Genomic DNA, 17,403 nt, shown 5'->3' with positions numbered 1-17,403 from the left:
CATCGCCCTCGTGCCTTCGCCGCTTTCAAAGTCCGCGACAGCAGGTACAGCCCAGCGGGCACGTCTGATTTCATTGGCTGCGGCCTCCATCGGTGTGCTGTTGTGTGTGCTCGTTCCCCTGCTGCCGGTCCGCCAGTCCACCGTCGACATCACCTGGCCTCAGGGAGTCACGGCCGACGGGAATATCACCAGCATCACGGCACCGCTGGTGTCGGGCGCACCGCTGTCCTTCGAGGCGCACATCCCCTGCGCTGCCATCGCGACCTTGCCCGCCAGCGGCGGTGTGGTGCTGTCGACCAGTCCCGACGGCGGGCTCGAGGCAAGCCGGCACGCGTTGTTCGTCCGTGCGACCTCCGACCTGGTGGTGGTCGCCTTCCGCGATAACGTCGCGACGGTCGCCCCACGCAAGGCGGTGGAATCCGGTGGTTGCACCTCGCTGGACATCTGGGCCAATGCCGGCGGTGTGGGTGCCAACTTCGCCGGACTCCCCGGCGCCAACGGAACCCTGCCCATCGAGAAAAAGCCTCAGGTGACCGGCCTGTTCACCGACCTGAAGGTGCCCGCGGCGGGCGGGCCGACAGCCCACGTGGTGGTCGACACCCGGTTCATCACCAGCCCAACCGCTTTGAAGCTCGCAGCCTTGATTCTCGGCCTTGCCGCGGTGGCCATCGCCATCGGAGCACTGGCCGTACTGGACCGCGGTGCACGTAGACCCACCCGGCGCTCGTTCAAGCTGCCTGACCGCGCGGCTCTGCTGACCAACGGCGTCGCCGATGTCGGAGTCGTTGGCACACTTCTTCTTTGGCATGTCATCGGCGCCATCACCTCCGACGACGGCAATGTCCTGGTCGAGGCGCGCGTGGCCCATCAGGCCGGATACGTCACCGAGTACTACCGCTACTTTGGCGCCACGGCCTCTCCATTCGATTGGTACGCAACCCTTTTGAGCTGGCTTACGCAAGTCAGCACGGTGGGCGTCTGGATGCGCGTGCCGGCCACTCTCGCGGGCATCGGCACCTGGTACATCCTGCGCAAGAAGATGCTGCCCCGCCTCGGTGAACAGCTCGCCGCGAGCCGCACCGCGGTATGGACCGCGGCACTGGTCTTCCTGGCTGCCTGGCTGCCCTTCAACAATGGCCTGCGGCCCGAACCGATCATCGTGTTCGGCACCGTGGTCACCTGGATCCTGGTGGAGCGCTCCATCGCGACCCGGCGCCTATCCCCCGCCGCTCTGGCTATCGTGACGGCGCTGCTCACCGCGACCGTCGCTCCGCAGGGCCTCATCGCGCTGGGACCGCTACTCGCCGGCGGACGGGCCATTGCCCGCGTGATCTCGGTACGGCGGGTCCGGTACGGACGATTCACCCCCGTCACCGTGCTGGCGGCATCGGTCGCAGGCGTGCTGGCCTTCACCTTCCGGGACCAGACACTGGCCACGGTCGCCGAATCCGCCCGCATCAAGTATGTGGTGGGCCCGACGATCGCCTGGTACCAGGAATTTCTGCGCTACTACTTCCTGACCGTCGAATCCAATGTCGACGGCTCGCTGACACGCCGCATCGCGGTGTTCACCCTGCTGCTCTGCCTCTTCGGCACACTCGCGGTGCTACTGCGCCGCGGGGTACTTCCGGGCCTGGCCAGCGGACCGGTGTGGCGACTCCTCGGGAGCACCGCGATCGGGCTGCTGTTACTCACCTTCACCCCCACCAAATGGGCGATCCAATTCGGCGTCTTCGCCGGGCTGGCCGGTGCACTCGGCGCGGTCGCGGCCTTCACGTTCGCCCGGGTCGGACTGCACTCACGACGCAACCTGGCGCTATACGTCACGGCCCTGCTGTTCATCCTGGCGTGGTCCACCTCCGGCATTAACGGCTGGTTCTACGTCGGCAATTACGGCGTGCCGTGGTTCGACAAGCAACCGGTCATCGCCGGACAACCGGTCACCACGATCTTCCTGGCGCTGTCGATCGTCACCGCCCTGCTGGCTGGTTGGTTGCACTTCCGCCTGGACTACGCCGGGCACACCGAGGTCGAGAACACCCGCAGGAACCGGCTTCTGGCCTCCACACCGCTGATGATCGTGGCGGCGATCATGGTGATACTCGAGGTCTCCTCCATGGCCAAGGGGGTCTACGCACGCAGCGATACCTACACCACCGGCAAGGCCAATCTACTGGCCCTGGCCGGCAGCCCGTGCGCGATGGCCAATGACGTCCTTGTCGAACCCGATGCGAATGAGGGCCTGTTGCAACCCGTTCCGGGCCAGCCAGCGGGCAAGTACGGACCCCTCGGGGGCACCGATCCCATCGGCTTCACCCCCGATGCGGTGGAGACCGGTATGACCTCGCTGCCCGTCATCGGCAAGCCGGGCCTGGTGAACTCCGATGCCTCACCCAACGCGCCGATCATGGAGGTCAGCGATGCGGCCGGGACCACCGGCGGTATCGGGCCCGTCGGAATCAATGGCTCCAACGCACTGCTGCCGTTCGGACTCGATCCCGCCCGCACTCCGGTGATGGGTAGCTACGGTGAGAATTCGATTGCCGCGCATCTGAAGTCCTCGTGGTACGAGCTTCCCCCGCCCAGCCCGGATCGCCCACTGGTGGTGATCTCGGCCGCCGGAGCGATCTGGTCGTTCCAGCAAGACGGCACCTTCAGTCCGGAGATCAACTACGGCCAGTCGCTCAAGCTGGAGTGGGGCATCCGCGACCAGAGCAGTCCCGGTGGCATCCGCGCGCTTCGCCAGGATTACCCGATCGACATTGGGCCGCAGCGGGTCTGGCGCAACCTGCGGTTCCCCACCAAGACCGCTCCTGCAGGGGCCAACGTGGTTCGGATAGTCGCCGACGACCCGAACCTGTCCAACGACCAGTGGTTGGCATTCACCCCACCCCGGGTACCCACCCTCAAGACCGCACAGGATCTGTTGGGCTCCGACACTCCGGTGCTACTGGATATGGCCGTGGCGCAGAACTTCCCATGCCAGCGGCCATTCAGCGAGCGCCTCGGGGTAGCCGAGCTGCCCAAGTTCCGGGTGATGCCCGAGCACAAGCAGGTCGCGACGTCGTCGAACATGTGGATGTCGGCCGAGGACGGCGGACCGTTCATGTTCACCACCGCGCTGCTGCGAACCTCCTCGGTTCCGGCCTACCTGCGTAATGACTGGTACCGCGACTGGGGCTCGATCGAGAAGTACGAGCCCGTCATCGCCGCAGACCTGGCACCCAACGCACAACTCACTGAGGGCACCGTCGTGGTGAACGGCTGGACCCGCAACGGACCGATTCGAGCCCTGCCATGACACAGAATTCCGTGACAGACCCCTCCCCTGAGGCCCGCAAGCTGAACATCGCACGCTGGACGGCAACCGTTTTCGGCCTGCTCGGGTTCGTATTGAGTGTCTCCATCCCTCTACTGCCGGTCGAGGTGTCCACCGCGACCCTCAACTGGCCGCAGCAGGGACAGCTGAACAACGTCACCGCGCCGCTGATCGCGCAGACACCCATGGACATGACCGTGACCGTGCCGTGCGCGGTGATCAATTCGGCACCCGCCGAGGGCGCGGTGATCCTGGGTACCGCACCTCCCGAAGGCAAAGAGGCTGCGTTACAGGGCCTGTTCGTCAAGGTCTCCAAGGAACGCGTCGACATCACCGACCGCAACGTGGTCATCGCGACCGCTCCGCGCGCCAAGGTCGCCTCGCCCGAATGCCGGCAGATCGTCATCACCTCTTCGGACAAGGGCACGTACGCGACCTTCGAGGGGCTGCGCGGCGACGGTGCCGACAAGAGCACTGACCTCAAGTCGGGATTCCCCGATCCCAATCTGCGCCCGCAGATCGTCGGGGTCTTCACCCAGCTCACCGGTCCCGCTCCGGCAGGACTGAGCCTCACCGCCCATATCGACAACCGGTTCTCCTCCAGCCCAACGCTTCTCAAGCTCGCGGCGATGGTCGGCGCGATCGTCTCCACAATCATCGCGCTGCTGGCCCTGTGGCGAATCGACCAGACCGACGGTCATCGCATGCGGCGGGTCATTCCCACCCGATGGCGCCGTTTCGATCTCACCGACACCGTCATCATGAGCAGCCTGGTGCTCTGGTACGTGATCGGCGCGGGATCTTCGGACGACGGCTACCAGATGGGCATCGCGCGTACCGCCGAGCATGCCGGGTACATGGCCAACTACTTCCGCTGGTTCGGCAGCCCCGAGGACCCCTTCGGCTGGTACTACAACCTGCTGGCCATCATGACGAAGTTCAGCGATATCAGCCTGTGGATCCGGCTGCCCGACCTCATGGCCTCACTGGTCTGCTGGCTGCTGATCAGCCGGGAAGTGCTGCCCCGCTTGGGGCCCGCCGTCGCCCGCAGCAAGCCCGCGGCCTGGGCAGCCGGTTTTGTGCTGCTCGCATCGTGGTTCCCGTTCAACAACGGCCTGCGCCCCGAGGGCCAGATCGCCGTCGGATCGCTGATCACCTGGGTGCTCATCGAACGCGCCATCACCTCACGCCGACTCACTCCCGCCGCACTGGCGATCGTCACCGCGGCCTTCACCCTGGGGATCCAGCCGACAGGTCTGATCGCCGTCGCCGCCCTGCTCGCCGGTGGCCGGCCCATTCTGCGCATCATCGTGACGAAGCACCGGCAGGTGGGCACCTGGCCGTTGGTGTCGCCCATGCTGGCGGCGGGAACAGTGGTGCTTGCCGTCATTTTCGCCGACCAGACCCTGGCGACAGTCGTCGAAGCCACCCGGATTCGCACCGCAATCGGCCCTGCACAGGCGTGGTACACGGACAACCTGCGGTACTACTACATGTTCCTGCCGACCGTCGACGGCTCGGTATCGCGCCGCTTCGGGTTCCTGCTCATCGCCGCGTGCCTGTTCATCGCGATGTTCATCCTGTTGCGCCGCAAGCGGGTTCCCGGTGTCGCCCGGGGACCCGCTTGGCGCGTGCTGGGCGTCGTCTTCGGCACCATCTTCTTCCTGATGTTCGCGCCGACGAAGTGGGTGCACCACTTCGGGCTCTTCGCCGCCCTGGGAGCCGCGGTGGCGGCGCTGGCCACGGTGCTGGTATCGCCCCAGGTACTGCGCTGGAGCCGCAACAGGATGGCAGTCGTAGCGACCGTGCTGTTCGTGCTGGCACTGAGCTGGGCCAGTGCGGCCGGCTGGTGGTACGTCTCGAGTTTCGGCGTGCCCTTCAACAGCAGCATGCCGAAGATCGCCGGAATAAGCGTCAGCACAATATTTTTCGCGCTGTTCGCGCTCGCTGTGGCCTACGCGGCATGGCTGCACTTCTCGCCCCGGCACGAGGACAATCGGGTGACCAGGTCCATCACCTCGGCCCCGGTGGCCTGGGCGGCCGGGTTCATGGTGCTGACGTCCATCTGCCAGCTGGCGATCGGTGTCGTTCGTCAGTACCCGTCGTACTCCAACGGCTGGGCCAACATCCGTGAACTGGCCGGCGGGTGCGGGCTGGCCGACGACGTTCTGGTCGAATCCGACGCGAATGCCGGTCTGCTGCAGGCCATTGGCGCACCGTCTGGCCCCCTGGGCCCGCTCGGCGGCGCGAATCCCTCCGGATTCACACCAGACGGAGTACCGGACAAGATCGTCGCCGAGTCGATCCGGATGAACGACTCGCGCCCGGGCACCGATTACGACTGGGACTCCAAGGACCGCAACAAGACTCCGGGAATCAATGGCTCCACCGTGCGCCTGCCCTACGGGCTGGACCCGGCGCGAGTGCCGATCGTGGGCACCTACCGGGTCGGCCCGCAACAGCAGGCGAAGGCGACCTCCGACTGGTATGAGCTACCTGCCCGTGACGCCGCCCACCCGCTGGTGGTGGTGACAGCTGCCGGAACGATTGCGGCCAAGAACGTCAAGGGCGCCGTCGCCGGGCAGACACTGGAGCTGGAGTACGGCACGGCCGGACCGGACGGCACCTTCGCACCCGCCGGACGGCTGACGCCCTATGATCTTGGCCCCGCGCCGTCATGGCGCAACCTGCGCTTCGCACGTTCGGATATCCCGGATACCGCCACCGCCGTACGCATCGTGGCCGTTGACCTCTCGCTGAGTCCGGGCGATTGGCTGGCCTTCGCCCCGCCGCGGGTGCCCGAGCTGAAGTCGCTGCAGGAGTACGTGGGTAGTGAGCGACCGGTGCTCATGGACTGGACCGTGGGACTCGTCTTCCCCTGCCAGCAGCCGATGCTGCACCAGTACGGGATCACCGAGATCCCCGAGTTCCGCATCACCCCGGACTACGACCAGAAGCGCAAGGACACCGATACCTGGGAGGACGGCGAGAACGGCGGCCTGCTGGGGATCAGCGATCTGCTCCTGCGCGCGCATGTGATGCCGACCTACCTGTCCAAGGACTGGGGCAGAGATTGGGGCTCACTGCGTAAGTTCGAGACCCTCGTCGACGCACAACCCGCCCAGATCGAATACGGGTCCGAGGTACACAGCGGGCTGTGGAAGCCGAACAAGATCCGGATCAAGCCCTAATCCACCTCACGGAGGGCACTAGTGGTGGCCCCGTCGCCGATAGCCGTGGCCTCCTCCACCGAATAGTCCACCCATGACGCCGCGGTAGTCCTGCTGCGGTGGCGCGGGCGGATACGGCTGCGGTGCGGGTGGATACGGCTGCGCGGGGGGCGCCTGGTCGATGTGCGCCGACGGGCCGAAGCGTGCGGCGCCGTCCACGAACTGCTGCAGACTCTCCTGCTCCACCAGCACGGCGGCGCAGCCCGTGCATTGGAACGTGCGGACACCAAACCATTTCGTCGAGAGCATCTGCGACTCACACTTGGGACAGGTCAAGGGCTGAACGTTTGTCATGACACATGCTAGCATGCATATGTTTGCATGAATCTGAGAAAGGAAGTGGCCATGTCCACCGACGCACACGAGCACGGAGCCGGGCACTCGCATAGCCACGGCGTGGGTGCCGACGCCGATCGGAAATGGCTGACCATAGCCCTGATCCTGATCGGCGGATTCATGGCCATCGAGGTCGTCATCGGTGTGATCGCCCAGTCGCTGGCGCTGATCTCCGATGCCGGGCACATGCTGACCGACGCGGCATCGATCGTGTTGGCGCTCATTGCTATTCGACTCGCCTCCCGCCCGGCTCGCGGCAGCTACACCTACGGACTCAAACGCGCCGAAATCCTGTCGGCACAGGCCAACGGCGTCACCCTGTTCCTGCTTGCCGCCTTCTTCATCTACGAAGGCATCCGTCGCCTTATCACTCCCCCCGAGGTGTCGGGGCTGCTTGTGTTCATCACGGCGCTCGCGGGTATCGCCGTCAATGTGGCAGCCACCTGGTGCATCAGCAAGGCCAACCGGTCCAGCCTCAATGTCGAGGGGGCCTTCCAGCACATCCTCAACGACCTGTACGCCTTCATCGCCACCGCCGTCGCCGGTGCCGTGGTGTGGCTCACCGGGTTCACCCGGGCCGATGCCATTGCCGCCCTCGTCGTCGCCGCGCTCATGCTCAAGGCCGGTTGGGGTCTGGTGCGTGAGTCGGGCCGCATCTTCCTGGAAGCCGCACCGGCGAACATGGATCCCGAAGGCATCGGCACCCAGCTCGCGGCGTTGCCATCCGTTGCCGAAGTGCACGATCTGCACATCTGGCAGATCACCTCCGGTCAGCCCGCACTATCCGCCCACATCCTGGTGGCCCCCGATGCGGACTGCCATGGAATACGGCGCGACATCGAAGGGTTACTGCATACGCAGTACGACATCGACCACACCACGTTGCAGGTCGACCACGAGGACACCGAGGCCTCTACACACTGCCTCGACCCCCATGGAGAGCCGTACCGCTCGGGCGAAAACATGTTGCCCGGCAAGGGTTAGGTATCTACTATCGCTTGTAGTAGACCAACGGAGGTCGCGATGACAGAGCTCACCACTCGCGCCGACAGATTTTTGCGGGCTGCCACCGTTGCTTTCATCATCGGCTGGGCACTGGACCTCATCGACCACCTGCGCCGCGGTATCGCGGCGGCACCGCCCACGCTCACGTACCTCTCGGCCACGCACGCAGTGCTGATCGCGATTGCGGTAACGATGATCCTGCGCCACCGCAAGCACGCCCCTGAGGCCACCGTTGTGGTGGGCACCGCCAGCGTCCTCGGGCTCGGTTATGTCCACCTCATGCCGACGTACTGGCCGGCCGTGCAAGACAGCTTCATCTCCGGTCCGCGCATCGACGTCACCTGGTTTTCCTGGATGACGATGCTGATATCGATCGCCGCCGCCATGGTGTGGGCGCACGCGGGCAGCCGCGCCCTGGTGCTGCGCGACTAAAACTCCGACAAGCAGAAGGCCCCCGCCACGCGTCGCGTGCGGGGGCCTTCTGGTGATTAATCGTTAGATCGGGGTGAGGCCGTGCTTGCGCTGCACCTTGCCGAGATTCTGCTTGTCCCGCAACAGCTTCAGCGACTGACGCAATAGCAGCCGCGTCTGATGCGGCTCGATGACGCCGTCGATGTAGCCACGCTCGGCAGCGATCCACGGTGTGGCCAGGTTTTTGTTGTACCCGTCGATGAAGTCCTGTCGGATCTTCCGCACCTCCGGAGCCGTCGGATCGGGGAATCGCTTCACCAGCAGCTGCGCGGCACCCTCGGCGCCAATCACCGCGATACGCGCTGTGGGCCAGGCGAAGTTCAGGTCGGCTGAGAGCTGCTTGGAGCCCATGACCGCGTACCCGCCGCCGTACGCCTTGCGGGTAATGATGGTCACCTTGGGCACATCGGCCTCCACCACGGCATTGAAGAACCTGCCGCCGCGCTTGATGACGCCGTTCGTCTCCTCTTCCACACCCGGCATGGCGCCCGGAGTATCGACAACGAACACCAAAGGAAGATTGAACGAGTCACAGAAGCGGATGAAACCGGCCGCCTTGTCGGAGGCCTCGTTGCCCACCGCTCCGGACATGTGCATCGGCTGGTTGGCGATGACGCCGACCGGGCTTCCATCGACACGGGCGAACGCGGTGATCATGGACGGGCTGCGCTGGTCGGCGATTTCGAAGACGTCACCGTCGTCGAAGATCCGCAGCAGGACCTCGTGCATGTCGTAGCCCTGGTTATCGGCATCCGGGATGATCGTGTCGAGGTACAGATCGTCCTCGGTGATCTCGGGCTCCAGGCCCGGATTCACGATCGGCGGATAGTCGAACGTGTTGGAAGGCAAGAAACTGAGGTAGTCGCGCACGTACTGGTACGCGGCCGCTTCGTCCTCGACCACCTTGTGGATGTTGCCACGCTGAGCCTGCACGTCCGCGCCGCCGAGTTCGTCGAATGTGACGTCCTCGCCGGTGACGTCCTTGATGACGTCGGGGCCCGTGATGAACATGTAGCCCTGATCGCGCACCGCGACCACGAGGTCGGTCTGGATCGGCGAATACACCGCACCGCCGGCACACTTGCCGAAGATCAACGAGATCTCCGGAACCATGCCGCGCAGCATCTCGTGACGACGCCCCAGCTCGGCGTACCAGGCCAACGAGGTGGCGGTGTCTTGAATGCGGGCGCCCGCCGAGTCGTTGATACCGATCACCGGGCAGCCGTTGGTGGCCGCCCACTCCATGAGCTTGGCGACCTTGCGGCCGAACATCTCGCCGACGCTTCCCTGATACACCGTCTGATCGTGCGAGAAGACTGCCACCGGACGGTCGTCGATGCGGCCCAATCCGGTCACCACACCGTCGGTGTACGGGGCATTCGGATCACCTGGGGTACGCCCAAATGCGCCGAGTTCCAGGAAGCTGCCCTTGTCGAGCAGCGCGTGGATGCGGGCACGCGCACTCGGGATGCCCTTGGCATCACGCTTGGCGATGGCCTTGGCGTCACCCGGCTCTTGTGTGCGGGCAATCCGCTCACGCAGGTCGGCGACCTTCTCCGCAGTTGTATGTGGTGGCACGTCTAGCCTTCCTGGTTCTTCGCATTGATGGAACGCAATGCCTGACTCATATGAGCACCGACCTTAGCGATGAACGGTTCGTCGATGATCTGGATGTGCTCCCCACCAACCGGGACCACCTCCAGATCGGAGACGAACTCGCCCCAGCCACCGTCGGGCTGGCGCGTCGCGTACGCGGGCTCGAACGTGATGGCGTCATCGTGATACCGGTCGGCCATGTACAGCGTCATATGCCCGTCGAAGGGCACCGGCGTCGACGTGTCGATGGCCCGTTGGTCCAGGTAGGACGTGCGCTGGTGCTCGATGATGCCGCCCGGAATCTCCACGCCGGCGGCCTTGACGGCCTCCAGCACGAACCGCACCTGACCCTCGTCGTCGAGCTCCTCGAGCTGCTCGTAGGGGATCTCCGGGATCTGCACGTTGAAGGTCTTCTCCGCGAACTTCGCGTAGCGATCCCAGCGCTTGCGCGTCTCCTCCGTGGTCGTCAAGATCGGCGTCCCGGGGCGCACCCCATCGATATTGCCGACCCAGGCGACCTCGGCGCCGGCCTCCTTCAGACCCACCGCGCAGGCATACGCCAGTACCGCGCCCAGTGACCACCCGGCGAGGATGAACGGGCCCTTGTGTAACTCCAGCAGCTTCGGCACGTACTGGGCGGCCCGCTCCTCGATGGTGCCTTCGACACGTTCGAAGCCGAACATCGGCGTGCCCTCCGGCAGCCGCTTCAACAGCGGCTCGTAGACCACCGTCGAACCACCCGCAGGGTGGAACACGAAGACGGGAACCGTGGGGGAACCCTCCTGCCGGGGTGCAAGCGTCCGCACGAAACCGTCGATCTTGCCGGCCTCCAGGCGGCTGCGGACAACCTCGCCGAGTGCCTCGATGGTCGGCGCTAGCTTGACCTCCTCGGCACCGATCTCCCCGTCCGCACGCTGCGAAAGGCGTTCAGCGAGTTTCTCTGCCGTTGCGTCATCGATCTTGGGCAGCGCATTGAAGATGCTGCCCGGCGACTCACCGGTGACGATGGCCCACGTGGCGAAGGCCACGCGTTCGGCCGCATCACGCGGCGGCACATCAGCGTTGAGTGCCTCGGCGATCGCCTCCTGGTTCATCGCGGCGGCGGCCTTGGCCAATTCCGACGTCTCCGCCGAAAGGGCCGACTCCGCGGCGAGAGCGCTGTCGGCCGTTTCGTTGGAGGATTCTGGCTCCGTCGGCTGCGGCACCGCATCCAGCACCTTCTCCAGATCAGCCTTCGACAGCATGCCGCCTGTCGGCGCGGCCTCCTTGAACTCATCGGTCTGCTGGTAGTCGTGCAGCTCGTGCACGGCGTCCGGGTTCTCCAACGCGTAGATGACCAGTCGCTCGACATCGAGCAGGTTGGCATCGCGCACGGCCTGCAGCTGAATGGGCGGCAGGTCGAAGTCGAATTCGACGCGGTTCTTGATACGCACCGCCATCAACGAATCCAGACCCAGCTCGATCAACGGCACCTCACGCGGCACGTCCTCGGGCTCGTAGCCCATGGCCAGCGACACGATCGCGGCCAGGCGCTCGATAACCGGTTCGCCGGACTCCTTGCTCCACTTCTTGAAGTCGGCGCCCGCGCCCGCCCCGGAGAGCAGGTTGTCGTGAATCTCTTCGGGCACTTCGTCTTCCACGACCGCGACCGCTTGTGCCGGGGCGGCCGTCACCGTCGCCGAACCGTTGGTGGCCACACCCGCGGCGGTCGCGAACGGCAAGGCGCCGCCCTGACCGGCACGGGAGACCACTGCGTCGTAGACGAGCGTGAACGACTCACCGATGCGGGCGTGTACCTGCACGGTGGCACCACCCGGGTGCCGCGACAGCGTGGTCACCAGCGTGGATCCCTCGCCCGGGATGGCCCGCTGCTCAAAGGCGGTGAGCTGTGCACCCGAAATAACCGATGTCGCCGCCGTTTTCACCAGCTCGGCGAAATCGACCCCGGCGGTCTCTCGCGGGCTCCACTCCCAGACATGCTTGCCATCAGGCAGCGAGACATGCGTGCCCGGGATGCGGGTCGACCCATCGGCGCTGAAGTGAGCGGGCAGCCAGTGCGGCTTGCGCTTGAATTCTGTGGCGGGAATCGGCGCGTAGTCCGACGACTTGGCGGCCTTGTCGAACAGTGTCCGCGGATCCAGGGCGTGGCCGTGCACGTACAGCTGCGCCATGGTCTTGACCAGGGACTCGACCTCGTCCTCCTTGCGGGCGAGGGTCGCGATCAGCTGCGCGTCGGGCAGACCGGACGCCATGGTGGTGAGGCCAACCTGCATGAGCGCCACCGGATTCGGCGCCAGCTCCAGGAAAGTGGTGTGGCCGGCTTCGACGGCATTGCGGGTGCCGTGGGTGAAGTAGACCGAATGCCGCATTCCCTTTTTCCAGTAATCGACATCGTGCAGCGGCTCACCGCCGGGGCGGAAATAGTTGCCCTCGTGCACCGTCGAGAAGATCCCGACGGTCGGAGTCGTCGGCTCGATGCCCTGTAGCTCTGCGGCGAACTCGCCGAGCAGCGGGTCCATCTGGGAGGTATGGCCGGCGCCCTTGGTCTGCAGCTTGCGGGCGAACTTGCCCTCGGCCTCGCAGCGCGCCACGATCGCGTCGATCTGCGCGGGCGGACCGCCGATGACGGTCTGCGACGGGGCTGCGTACACGCACACCTCGAGGTCCGGGAAATCGGAGAACACCGTCTTCAGCTCATCGGCCGAGTACTCGACCAAAGCCATCAGCCGGATGTACTCGCCGAACAGCATCGCCTCGCCCTCACCCATCAGGTGAGCACGCGAGCAGATGACCCGGGTGGCGTCAGCCAGTGACAAGCCACCCGCGAAGTAGGCCGAGGCGGGCTCGCCCAGCGACTGCCCGATCACTGCGGTGGGCTTGGCGCCGTGCGCCTTGAGCACCTCGCCCAACCCGATCTGGATGGCATAGATGGCGATGTTGCTGGTTTCGATGCCGTACTCATGCGAATCGTCGAGGATCAGCTCGACGACGGAGTAGCCCCGCTCGTCCTGCACGTAGGAGTCGACCTTGTTGATCCACTCGGCGAAGAGCGGATCACGCAGGTAGAGGCTCTTACCCATCTTCCGGTGCTGCGCACCGAATCCCGCCATCACCCAGACCGGGCCACTGCTGACGGGTCCGTCGGCGGAGTACACATAGGGCTTCTGCTTGCCCTCGGCGACGGCACGCAGTCCCTTGACGGCCTCTTCGTGGTCGTGTGCCAGCACCACCGCGCGCGAGCGGCCGTGGTTGCGACGTGAGAGCGAACGGCCGATGGACTCCAGCGAGTACGACTGCCCCTCTTCGGTTTCCATCCAGTCGGCCAGGGCAGCCGCAGCGGCCTTCTTGCGCGAGGAAAGGAAGCCTGAGATGAACAGCGGCACAACGGGAGTCACCGGCTCTTCATTCGATAGCGCCGCCAGTGCCTCATCCCGGAGACGCTTGGCCTCATCGGTCAGTCCGGGCAGTTCTGCCGGCTCGTCGGAGTACCCGCCCAGGAACTCGCCATACTCGTCAAAGCGGGTAGCAACGGACTCGTCACCGCTGCCCTCGGTATCATCCTCTGCCGCAGCATGTTTGCCATTGACGTCGGCGTCCTCATCGGATTCGGACGGCTCCGCCGGTTCGACCAGGTCGATCGGCAGCACCTCACGCACCACGATGTGGGCGTTGGCGCCGCCGAATCCGAAACCGGAGACACCCGCGATGGCGTGGCCGCTGTAGCGCGGCCAGTCGGAAACCTGATCGACGACCTTGAGTCGGATCGCGTCGAAGTCGATGTACGGGTTGGGGCCGGTGTAATTGATCGACGGCGGAACCTTGTTGTTCTGCAAGGCCAACACGATCTTCGACAAGCTCGCGGCGCCGGCCGCGGACTCCAGGTGCCCGAAGTTCGACTTCGCCGAGCCCAGTAGCGCGGGCTTGTCGGCATCGCGGCCACGACCCACCACCCGGCCCAGGCCGTCTGCCTCGATCGGATCGCCGAGGATGGTGCCGGTGCCATGCGCTTCGATGACGTCGACGGTGCGCGGATCGATACCGGCGTCCTTGTAGGCCTTGCGCAGTACCTCTGCCTGAGCATCCGGGTTGGGCGCGAGCAGACCGTTGGACCGGCCATCGTGATTGACCGCGGACCCGGCGATGATCGCCATGATCGGGTCACCGTCGCGCCGCGCATCAGAGAGCCGCTTGAGTATCAGCATGCCGCCACCCTCGGAACGGCTGTAGCCGTTGGCATCCTGCGAGAACGACTTGATGCGGCCGTCCGGCGCGAGCACGCCACCGACCTCATCGAATCCGACCGTTACCACCGGGGTGATGAGCGCGTTGACACCACCGGCCACCACCACGTCGGCCTCGCCACACCGCAGGGCCTTGACGCCCTGGTGCACCGCGACCAGCGACGAAGAACATGCGGTGTCGACGGCGACGCTTGGCCCGCGGAAGTCGTAGAAGTACGAAACCCGGTTCGCGATAATTGAACTCGCGTTACCGGTGATGGCGTACGGGTGCGTGACGGTGGGGTCGGCCACCGACAGATAGCTGTAGTCGTTGTTGGAGCTGCCGATGTAGACACCGACACTCTGACCCTTGAGTGCGGACGCCGGGATACGGGCGTTTTCCAGTGCTTCCCAGGTCAATTCGAGAGCGATCCGCTGCTGCGGATCCATGTTGTCGGCTTCCATCTTGGACAGCGTGAAGAACTCGGCGTCGAATCCCTTGATGTCCTTCAGGTACCCACCACGGGTGCTGGCCTGCGCAACGCGTTCGGCGATGCGCGGCTCGACGGTGAACTCTTCCCAACGTCCCTCGGGTAGATCGGTGATGGCGTCGCGACCCTCCAGCAGCGCTTCCCACAACTGCGCCGGTGAGTTCACATCGCCGGGCAGGCGCGTCGACAGACCGATCACCGCGATGTCGAATTCGCCTGCGGCAACATTGGGATCGCGTGACCAGTCCTCTTCACCGGCATCCGGCAGCTCCGGTTCACCCTCAATGATCCGGGTGGCCAGTGACTCGATGGTGGGGTGCTGGAAGGCGACGGTGGCCGTCAGCGTTACGCCGGTGAGGTCCTCGATATCGGCAGCCATCGCGACCGCGTCACGCGAGGACAGACCCATCTCCACCATGGGCGCCGACTCGTCGACACGGTCGGGACTCACCCCGGTGGCCTTGGCGATCCACTCGCGCAGCCACGTGCGCATCTCCGGGATGGTCAGCTCACCCTGCGGTGTCCCGCCCGCGGGAGGCGCGTCCGAACCGGCACCGCCATCCGTTGCCTCTGGAGCCTCGGGTTCGGTCTCTGGTGTCGAATCCTGTTGCGTATCAGTCATGTTCGAGCCCTCTCCGGGGTGTTGCGTACGGACGACCGTGCGTGAACGGTTACTGCCGGTCGTCGGGGAATGCGGTCTGCTGGTATCCGCCGCGCAGGCTGCCGTCCAGATAGCTGGTCCGGGCCGCGCGGCGGGCGATCTTGCCGCTGGAGGTCCGGGCAATCGAGCCGGCGGGCACCAGTAGCACGTCCCGCACCGTCACACCGTGACGCACAGCGATGGCGGCGCGCACATCGTCGCCGACCGCCTGGTTGTCCGACTTGTGTGCGCCCACGCTGCGCTCGCCGATGATGACCAGCTGCTCCGAGGAATCCTCCGGGTCGTACTTCAGACCGGCATGCGGATTGTCGAAGACCACCTGCGGCAACTGGTTGGCCGGCACCGAGAACGCGGCCACATATCCCGGGCGCAGCGCCTTGTTGGCCTCCTGCGCAGTGAACTCCACATCCTGCGGGTAGTGGTTACGTCCGTCCACGATGATGAGGTCCTTGACGCGGCCGGTGATGTACAGCTCACCGTCGACCCATACTCCGAGGTCGCCGGTGTTGAGCCAGTTGGCGTCATCGGGCACGCCCTCGGCGTGGGACGCGGAGATCCGCGACTTGAGCGTGTTGTGGAACGCTTCGCGGGTCTCCTCCGGACGGCCCCAGTAGCCGGACCCAATGTTGTTGCCGTGCAACCAGATCTCGCCGATCTGCCCGTCGGGCAGTTCCGACGCGGTCTCGCCGTCGACGATCACGCCCCATTCGTCCCGAGCCATCCGGCCGCTGGATACCTGCGTCACCGAGTTCTCGGCACCCGGCTCCACCTGCACGATGCGACCGGCGTTGAGTTCGGTGCGGTCCACGTGCAGCACGCGCGCCCGCTCCGTGTTCCAAATGGTCGAGGTGACGAACAGAGTGGCCTCGGCCATGCCGTAGGACGGGTGAATCGCCCTGGGATCAAAGCCGTATGGCTCGAAGGCGTCGCAGAACTTCTTGATCGAGGCCGTGGACACCGGTTCGGAACCGTTAATGATCGAGTACACGTTCGACAGGTCCAGCGGCGGCTCGCCCTCCTTGGGCACACCGCGCAATGCGCAATGCTCAAAAGCGAAGTTGGGCAGCGCCGAGAAAGTTCCACCATGATCGTCGCCCTTGACGGCCATTTCCCGCAGCCAGCGCAGCGGGCGGCGGATAAACGCCGCCGGGCTCATCACCGTCATGTACCGGCCGATCATCGACGGCACCATCACCGTGATCAAGCCCATGTCATGGAAGAACGGCAGCCAGGTGGTTCCGCGTAGATCTTCATGGCTTTGTTGCCCCTGCTTGGCCGACAACGCGTCGATCAGCTGCAGCAGGTTGGTCGCAAGGCCGAGGTGCGTGATCTGCACACCGGCGGGCGCGCGGGTCGAGCCGGAGGTGTACTGCAGGTAGGCGATGGTGTCCTTGGTGGCCACCGGTTCAACCCAGGTCGAACCCACGTCGTTGGGAATCGCATCGACGGCAATGACGCGAGGACGCTCCTTGGGCGGGCGATTCCGGAAGAACTTGCGCACGCCCTCGGCGCAGTCGGTCGTGGTGAGCACCGCGGACGGCTGGCAGTCGTCGAGGACCGCGTGCAGGCGGCCCGCATGGCCGGCCTCGCTGGGATCGAACAACGGCACCGCGATCGCGCCGGCGTAGAGCGCACCGAAATGCGCGACGAGGTAGTCGAGGCTCTGCGGGGCCAGGATGGCGACACGGTCGCCCGGCTTGGTCACCTGCTGCAGGCGGGCCGCCACGGCGCGGTTGCGCGCGCCGAACTGCGACCAGGTGATGTCGATATAGGCACCTTCGCGCTCTGTCGAGAAGTCGAGGAACCGGTAGGCCAGGCTGTCGCCCTGCGACTCCGCCCAACCCTCAACGTGGCCAACGATGCTCCCGTCCTCGGGGAACTTGATGTGGCCCGCCGAGTCGAGGAACGGGTTGTCGAACGCCATGTGTGCTTCTCTCCTATGACGGCGCATGATGCGCGTTTCGCGGGCCTGAGGCATTCGCGAGCACGCGTCATCGCGAACGTCAAATCCTCGATGATCCTACCGAGAGGCGATCGCGTACTACGGCAGCTCAGGCGGCCATTCGCGACGAGA

General features: G+C 65.4%; 8 protein-coding genes. 4 read left to right on the top strand and 4 right to left on the bottom strand.

Going from position 1 to position 17,403, the window contains the following annotated elements; genetic code table 11:
* The first annotated feature begins 10 nt into the window (after positions 1-10).
* Positions 11-3,301 carry an arabinosyltransferase domain-containing protein gene (locus AOT87_RS18610; RefSeq protein ID WP_030096100.1) on the top strand — a complete coding sequence of 1,097 codons (3,291 nt, stop codon included), beginning with the start codon at positions 11-13 and terminating at the stop codon, positions 3,299-3,301.
* Entirely contained in the window at positions 3,298-6,510 is a 3,213-nt protein-coding gene (locus AOT87_RS18605; RefSeq protein ID WP_030096101.1) for an arabinosyltransferase domain-containing protein, read from the top strand. The genes AOT87_RS18610 and AOT87_RS18605 overlap by 4 nt, the downstream gene beginning before the upstream one ends.
* An 18-nt stretch (positions 6,511-6,528) precedes the next feature.
* Here the strand turns inward: AOT87_RS18605 and AOT87_RS18600 are convergent, their stop codons facing one another.
* On the bottom strand, positions 6,529-6,798 hold the full coding sequence (locus AOT87_RS18600) for a hypothetical protein (protein WP_030096102.1): 270 nt from the start codon (positions 6,796-6,798) through the stop codon (positions 6,529-6,531).
* 96 nt (positions 6,799-6,894) lie between these two features.
* On the opposite strand from AOT87_RS18600, the gene AOT87_RS18595 reads away from it, so the two are divergent.
* Both AOT87_RS18595 and AOT87_RS18590 read left to right on the top strand, forming a co-directional pair.
* Positions 6,895-7,869 (top strand): cation diffusion facilitator family transporter, encoded by a 975-nt coding sequence (locus AOT87_RS18595; protein ID WP_057967363.1) that lies wholly within the window; start codon positions 6,895-6,897, stop codon positions 7,867-7,869.
* 39 nt (positions 7,870-7,908) lie between these two features.
* Positions 7,909-8,322 carry a hypothetical protein gene (locus AOT87_RS18590; protein WP_046252150.1) on the top strand — a complete coding sequence of 138 codons (414 nt, stop codon included), beginning with the start codon at positions 7,909-7,911 and terminating at the stop codon, positions 8,320-8,322.
* A 63-nt stretch (positions 8,323-8,385) separates the two neighbouring features.
* On the opposite strand, the gene AOT87_RS18585 is transcribed toward AOT87_RS18590, so the two are convergent.
* Genes AOT87_RS18585 through fadD32 form a run of 3 tightly spaced genes read right to left on the bottom strand, consistent with a single transcriptional unit; the run spans position 8,386 to position 17,253 of the window.
* Complete coding sequence (locus tag AOT87_RS18585) at positions 8,386-9,939, bottom strand: acyl-CoA carboxylase subunit beta (RefSeq protein WP_030096105.1); 1,554 nt, start codon at positions 9,937-9,939, stop codon at positions 8,386-8,388.
* Between the two features lie 2 nt (positions 9,940-9,941).
* The gene (pks13, locus tag AOT87_RS18580) at positions 9,942-15,290 is read right to left on the bottom strand and encodes a polyketide synthase Pks13 (protein WP_057967297.1); all 5,349 of its coding nucleotides are present in this window, start codon (positions 15,288-15,290) and stop codon (positions 9,942-9,944) included.
* Between the two features lie 49 nt (positions 15,291-15,339).
* A complete protein-coding gene (gene fadD32 / locus AOT87_RS18575) occupies positions 15,340-17,253 on the bottom strand; it encodes a long-chain-fatty-acid--AMP ligase FadD32 (RefSeq protein WP_057967298.1) in 1,914 nt (637 codons plus the stop codon).
* Positions 17,254-17,403: the final 150 nt, after the last annotated feature.

Origin of the sequence: Mycobacteroides sp. H003, from assembly GCF_001440135.1 — a bacterium.
Taxonomy (GTDB): Bacteria; Actinomycetota; Actinomycetes; order Mycobacteriales; family Mycobacteriaceae; genus Mycobacterium; species Mycobacterium gwanakae.
The sequence above is the reverse complement of the archived record's forward strand: the minus strand, read 5'-3'. Positions and strand labels throughout refer to the sequence as shown.

Bases quoted from the DNA above. Each gene is read 5' to 3' on its own strand.
- AOT87_RS18605 (WP_030096101.1), top strand. From the start codon at position 3,298: ATGACACAGAATTCCGTGACAGACCCCTCCCCTGAGGCCCGCAAGCTG.
- AOT87_RS18600 (WP_030096102.1), bottom strand. From the start codon at position 6,798: ATGCTCTCGACGAAATGGTTTGGTGTCCGCACGTTCCAATGCACGGGC.
- AOT87_RS18595 (WP_057967363.1), top strand. From the start codon at position 6,895: ATGTCCACCGACGCACACGAGCACGGAGCCGGGCACTCGCATAGCCAC.
- AOT87_RS18590 (WP_046252150.1), top strand. From the start codon at position 7,909: ATGACAGAGCTCACCACTCGCGCCGACAGATTTTTGCGGGCTGCCACC.
- pks13 (WP_057967297.1), bottom strand. From the start codon at position 15,290: ATGACTGATACGCAACAGGATTCGACACCAGAGACCGAACCCGAGGCT.
- fadD32 (WP_057967298.1), bottom strand. From the start codon at position 17,253: ATGGCGTTCGACAACCCGTTCCTCGACTCGGCGGGCCACATCAAGTTC.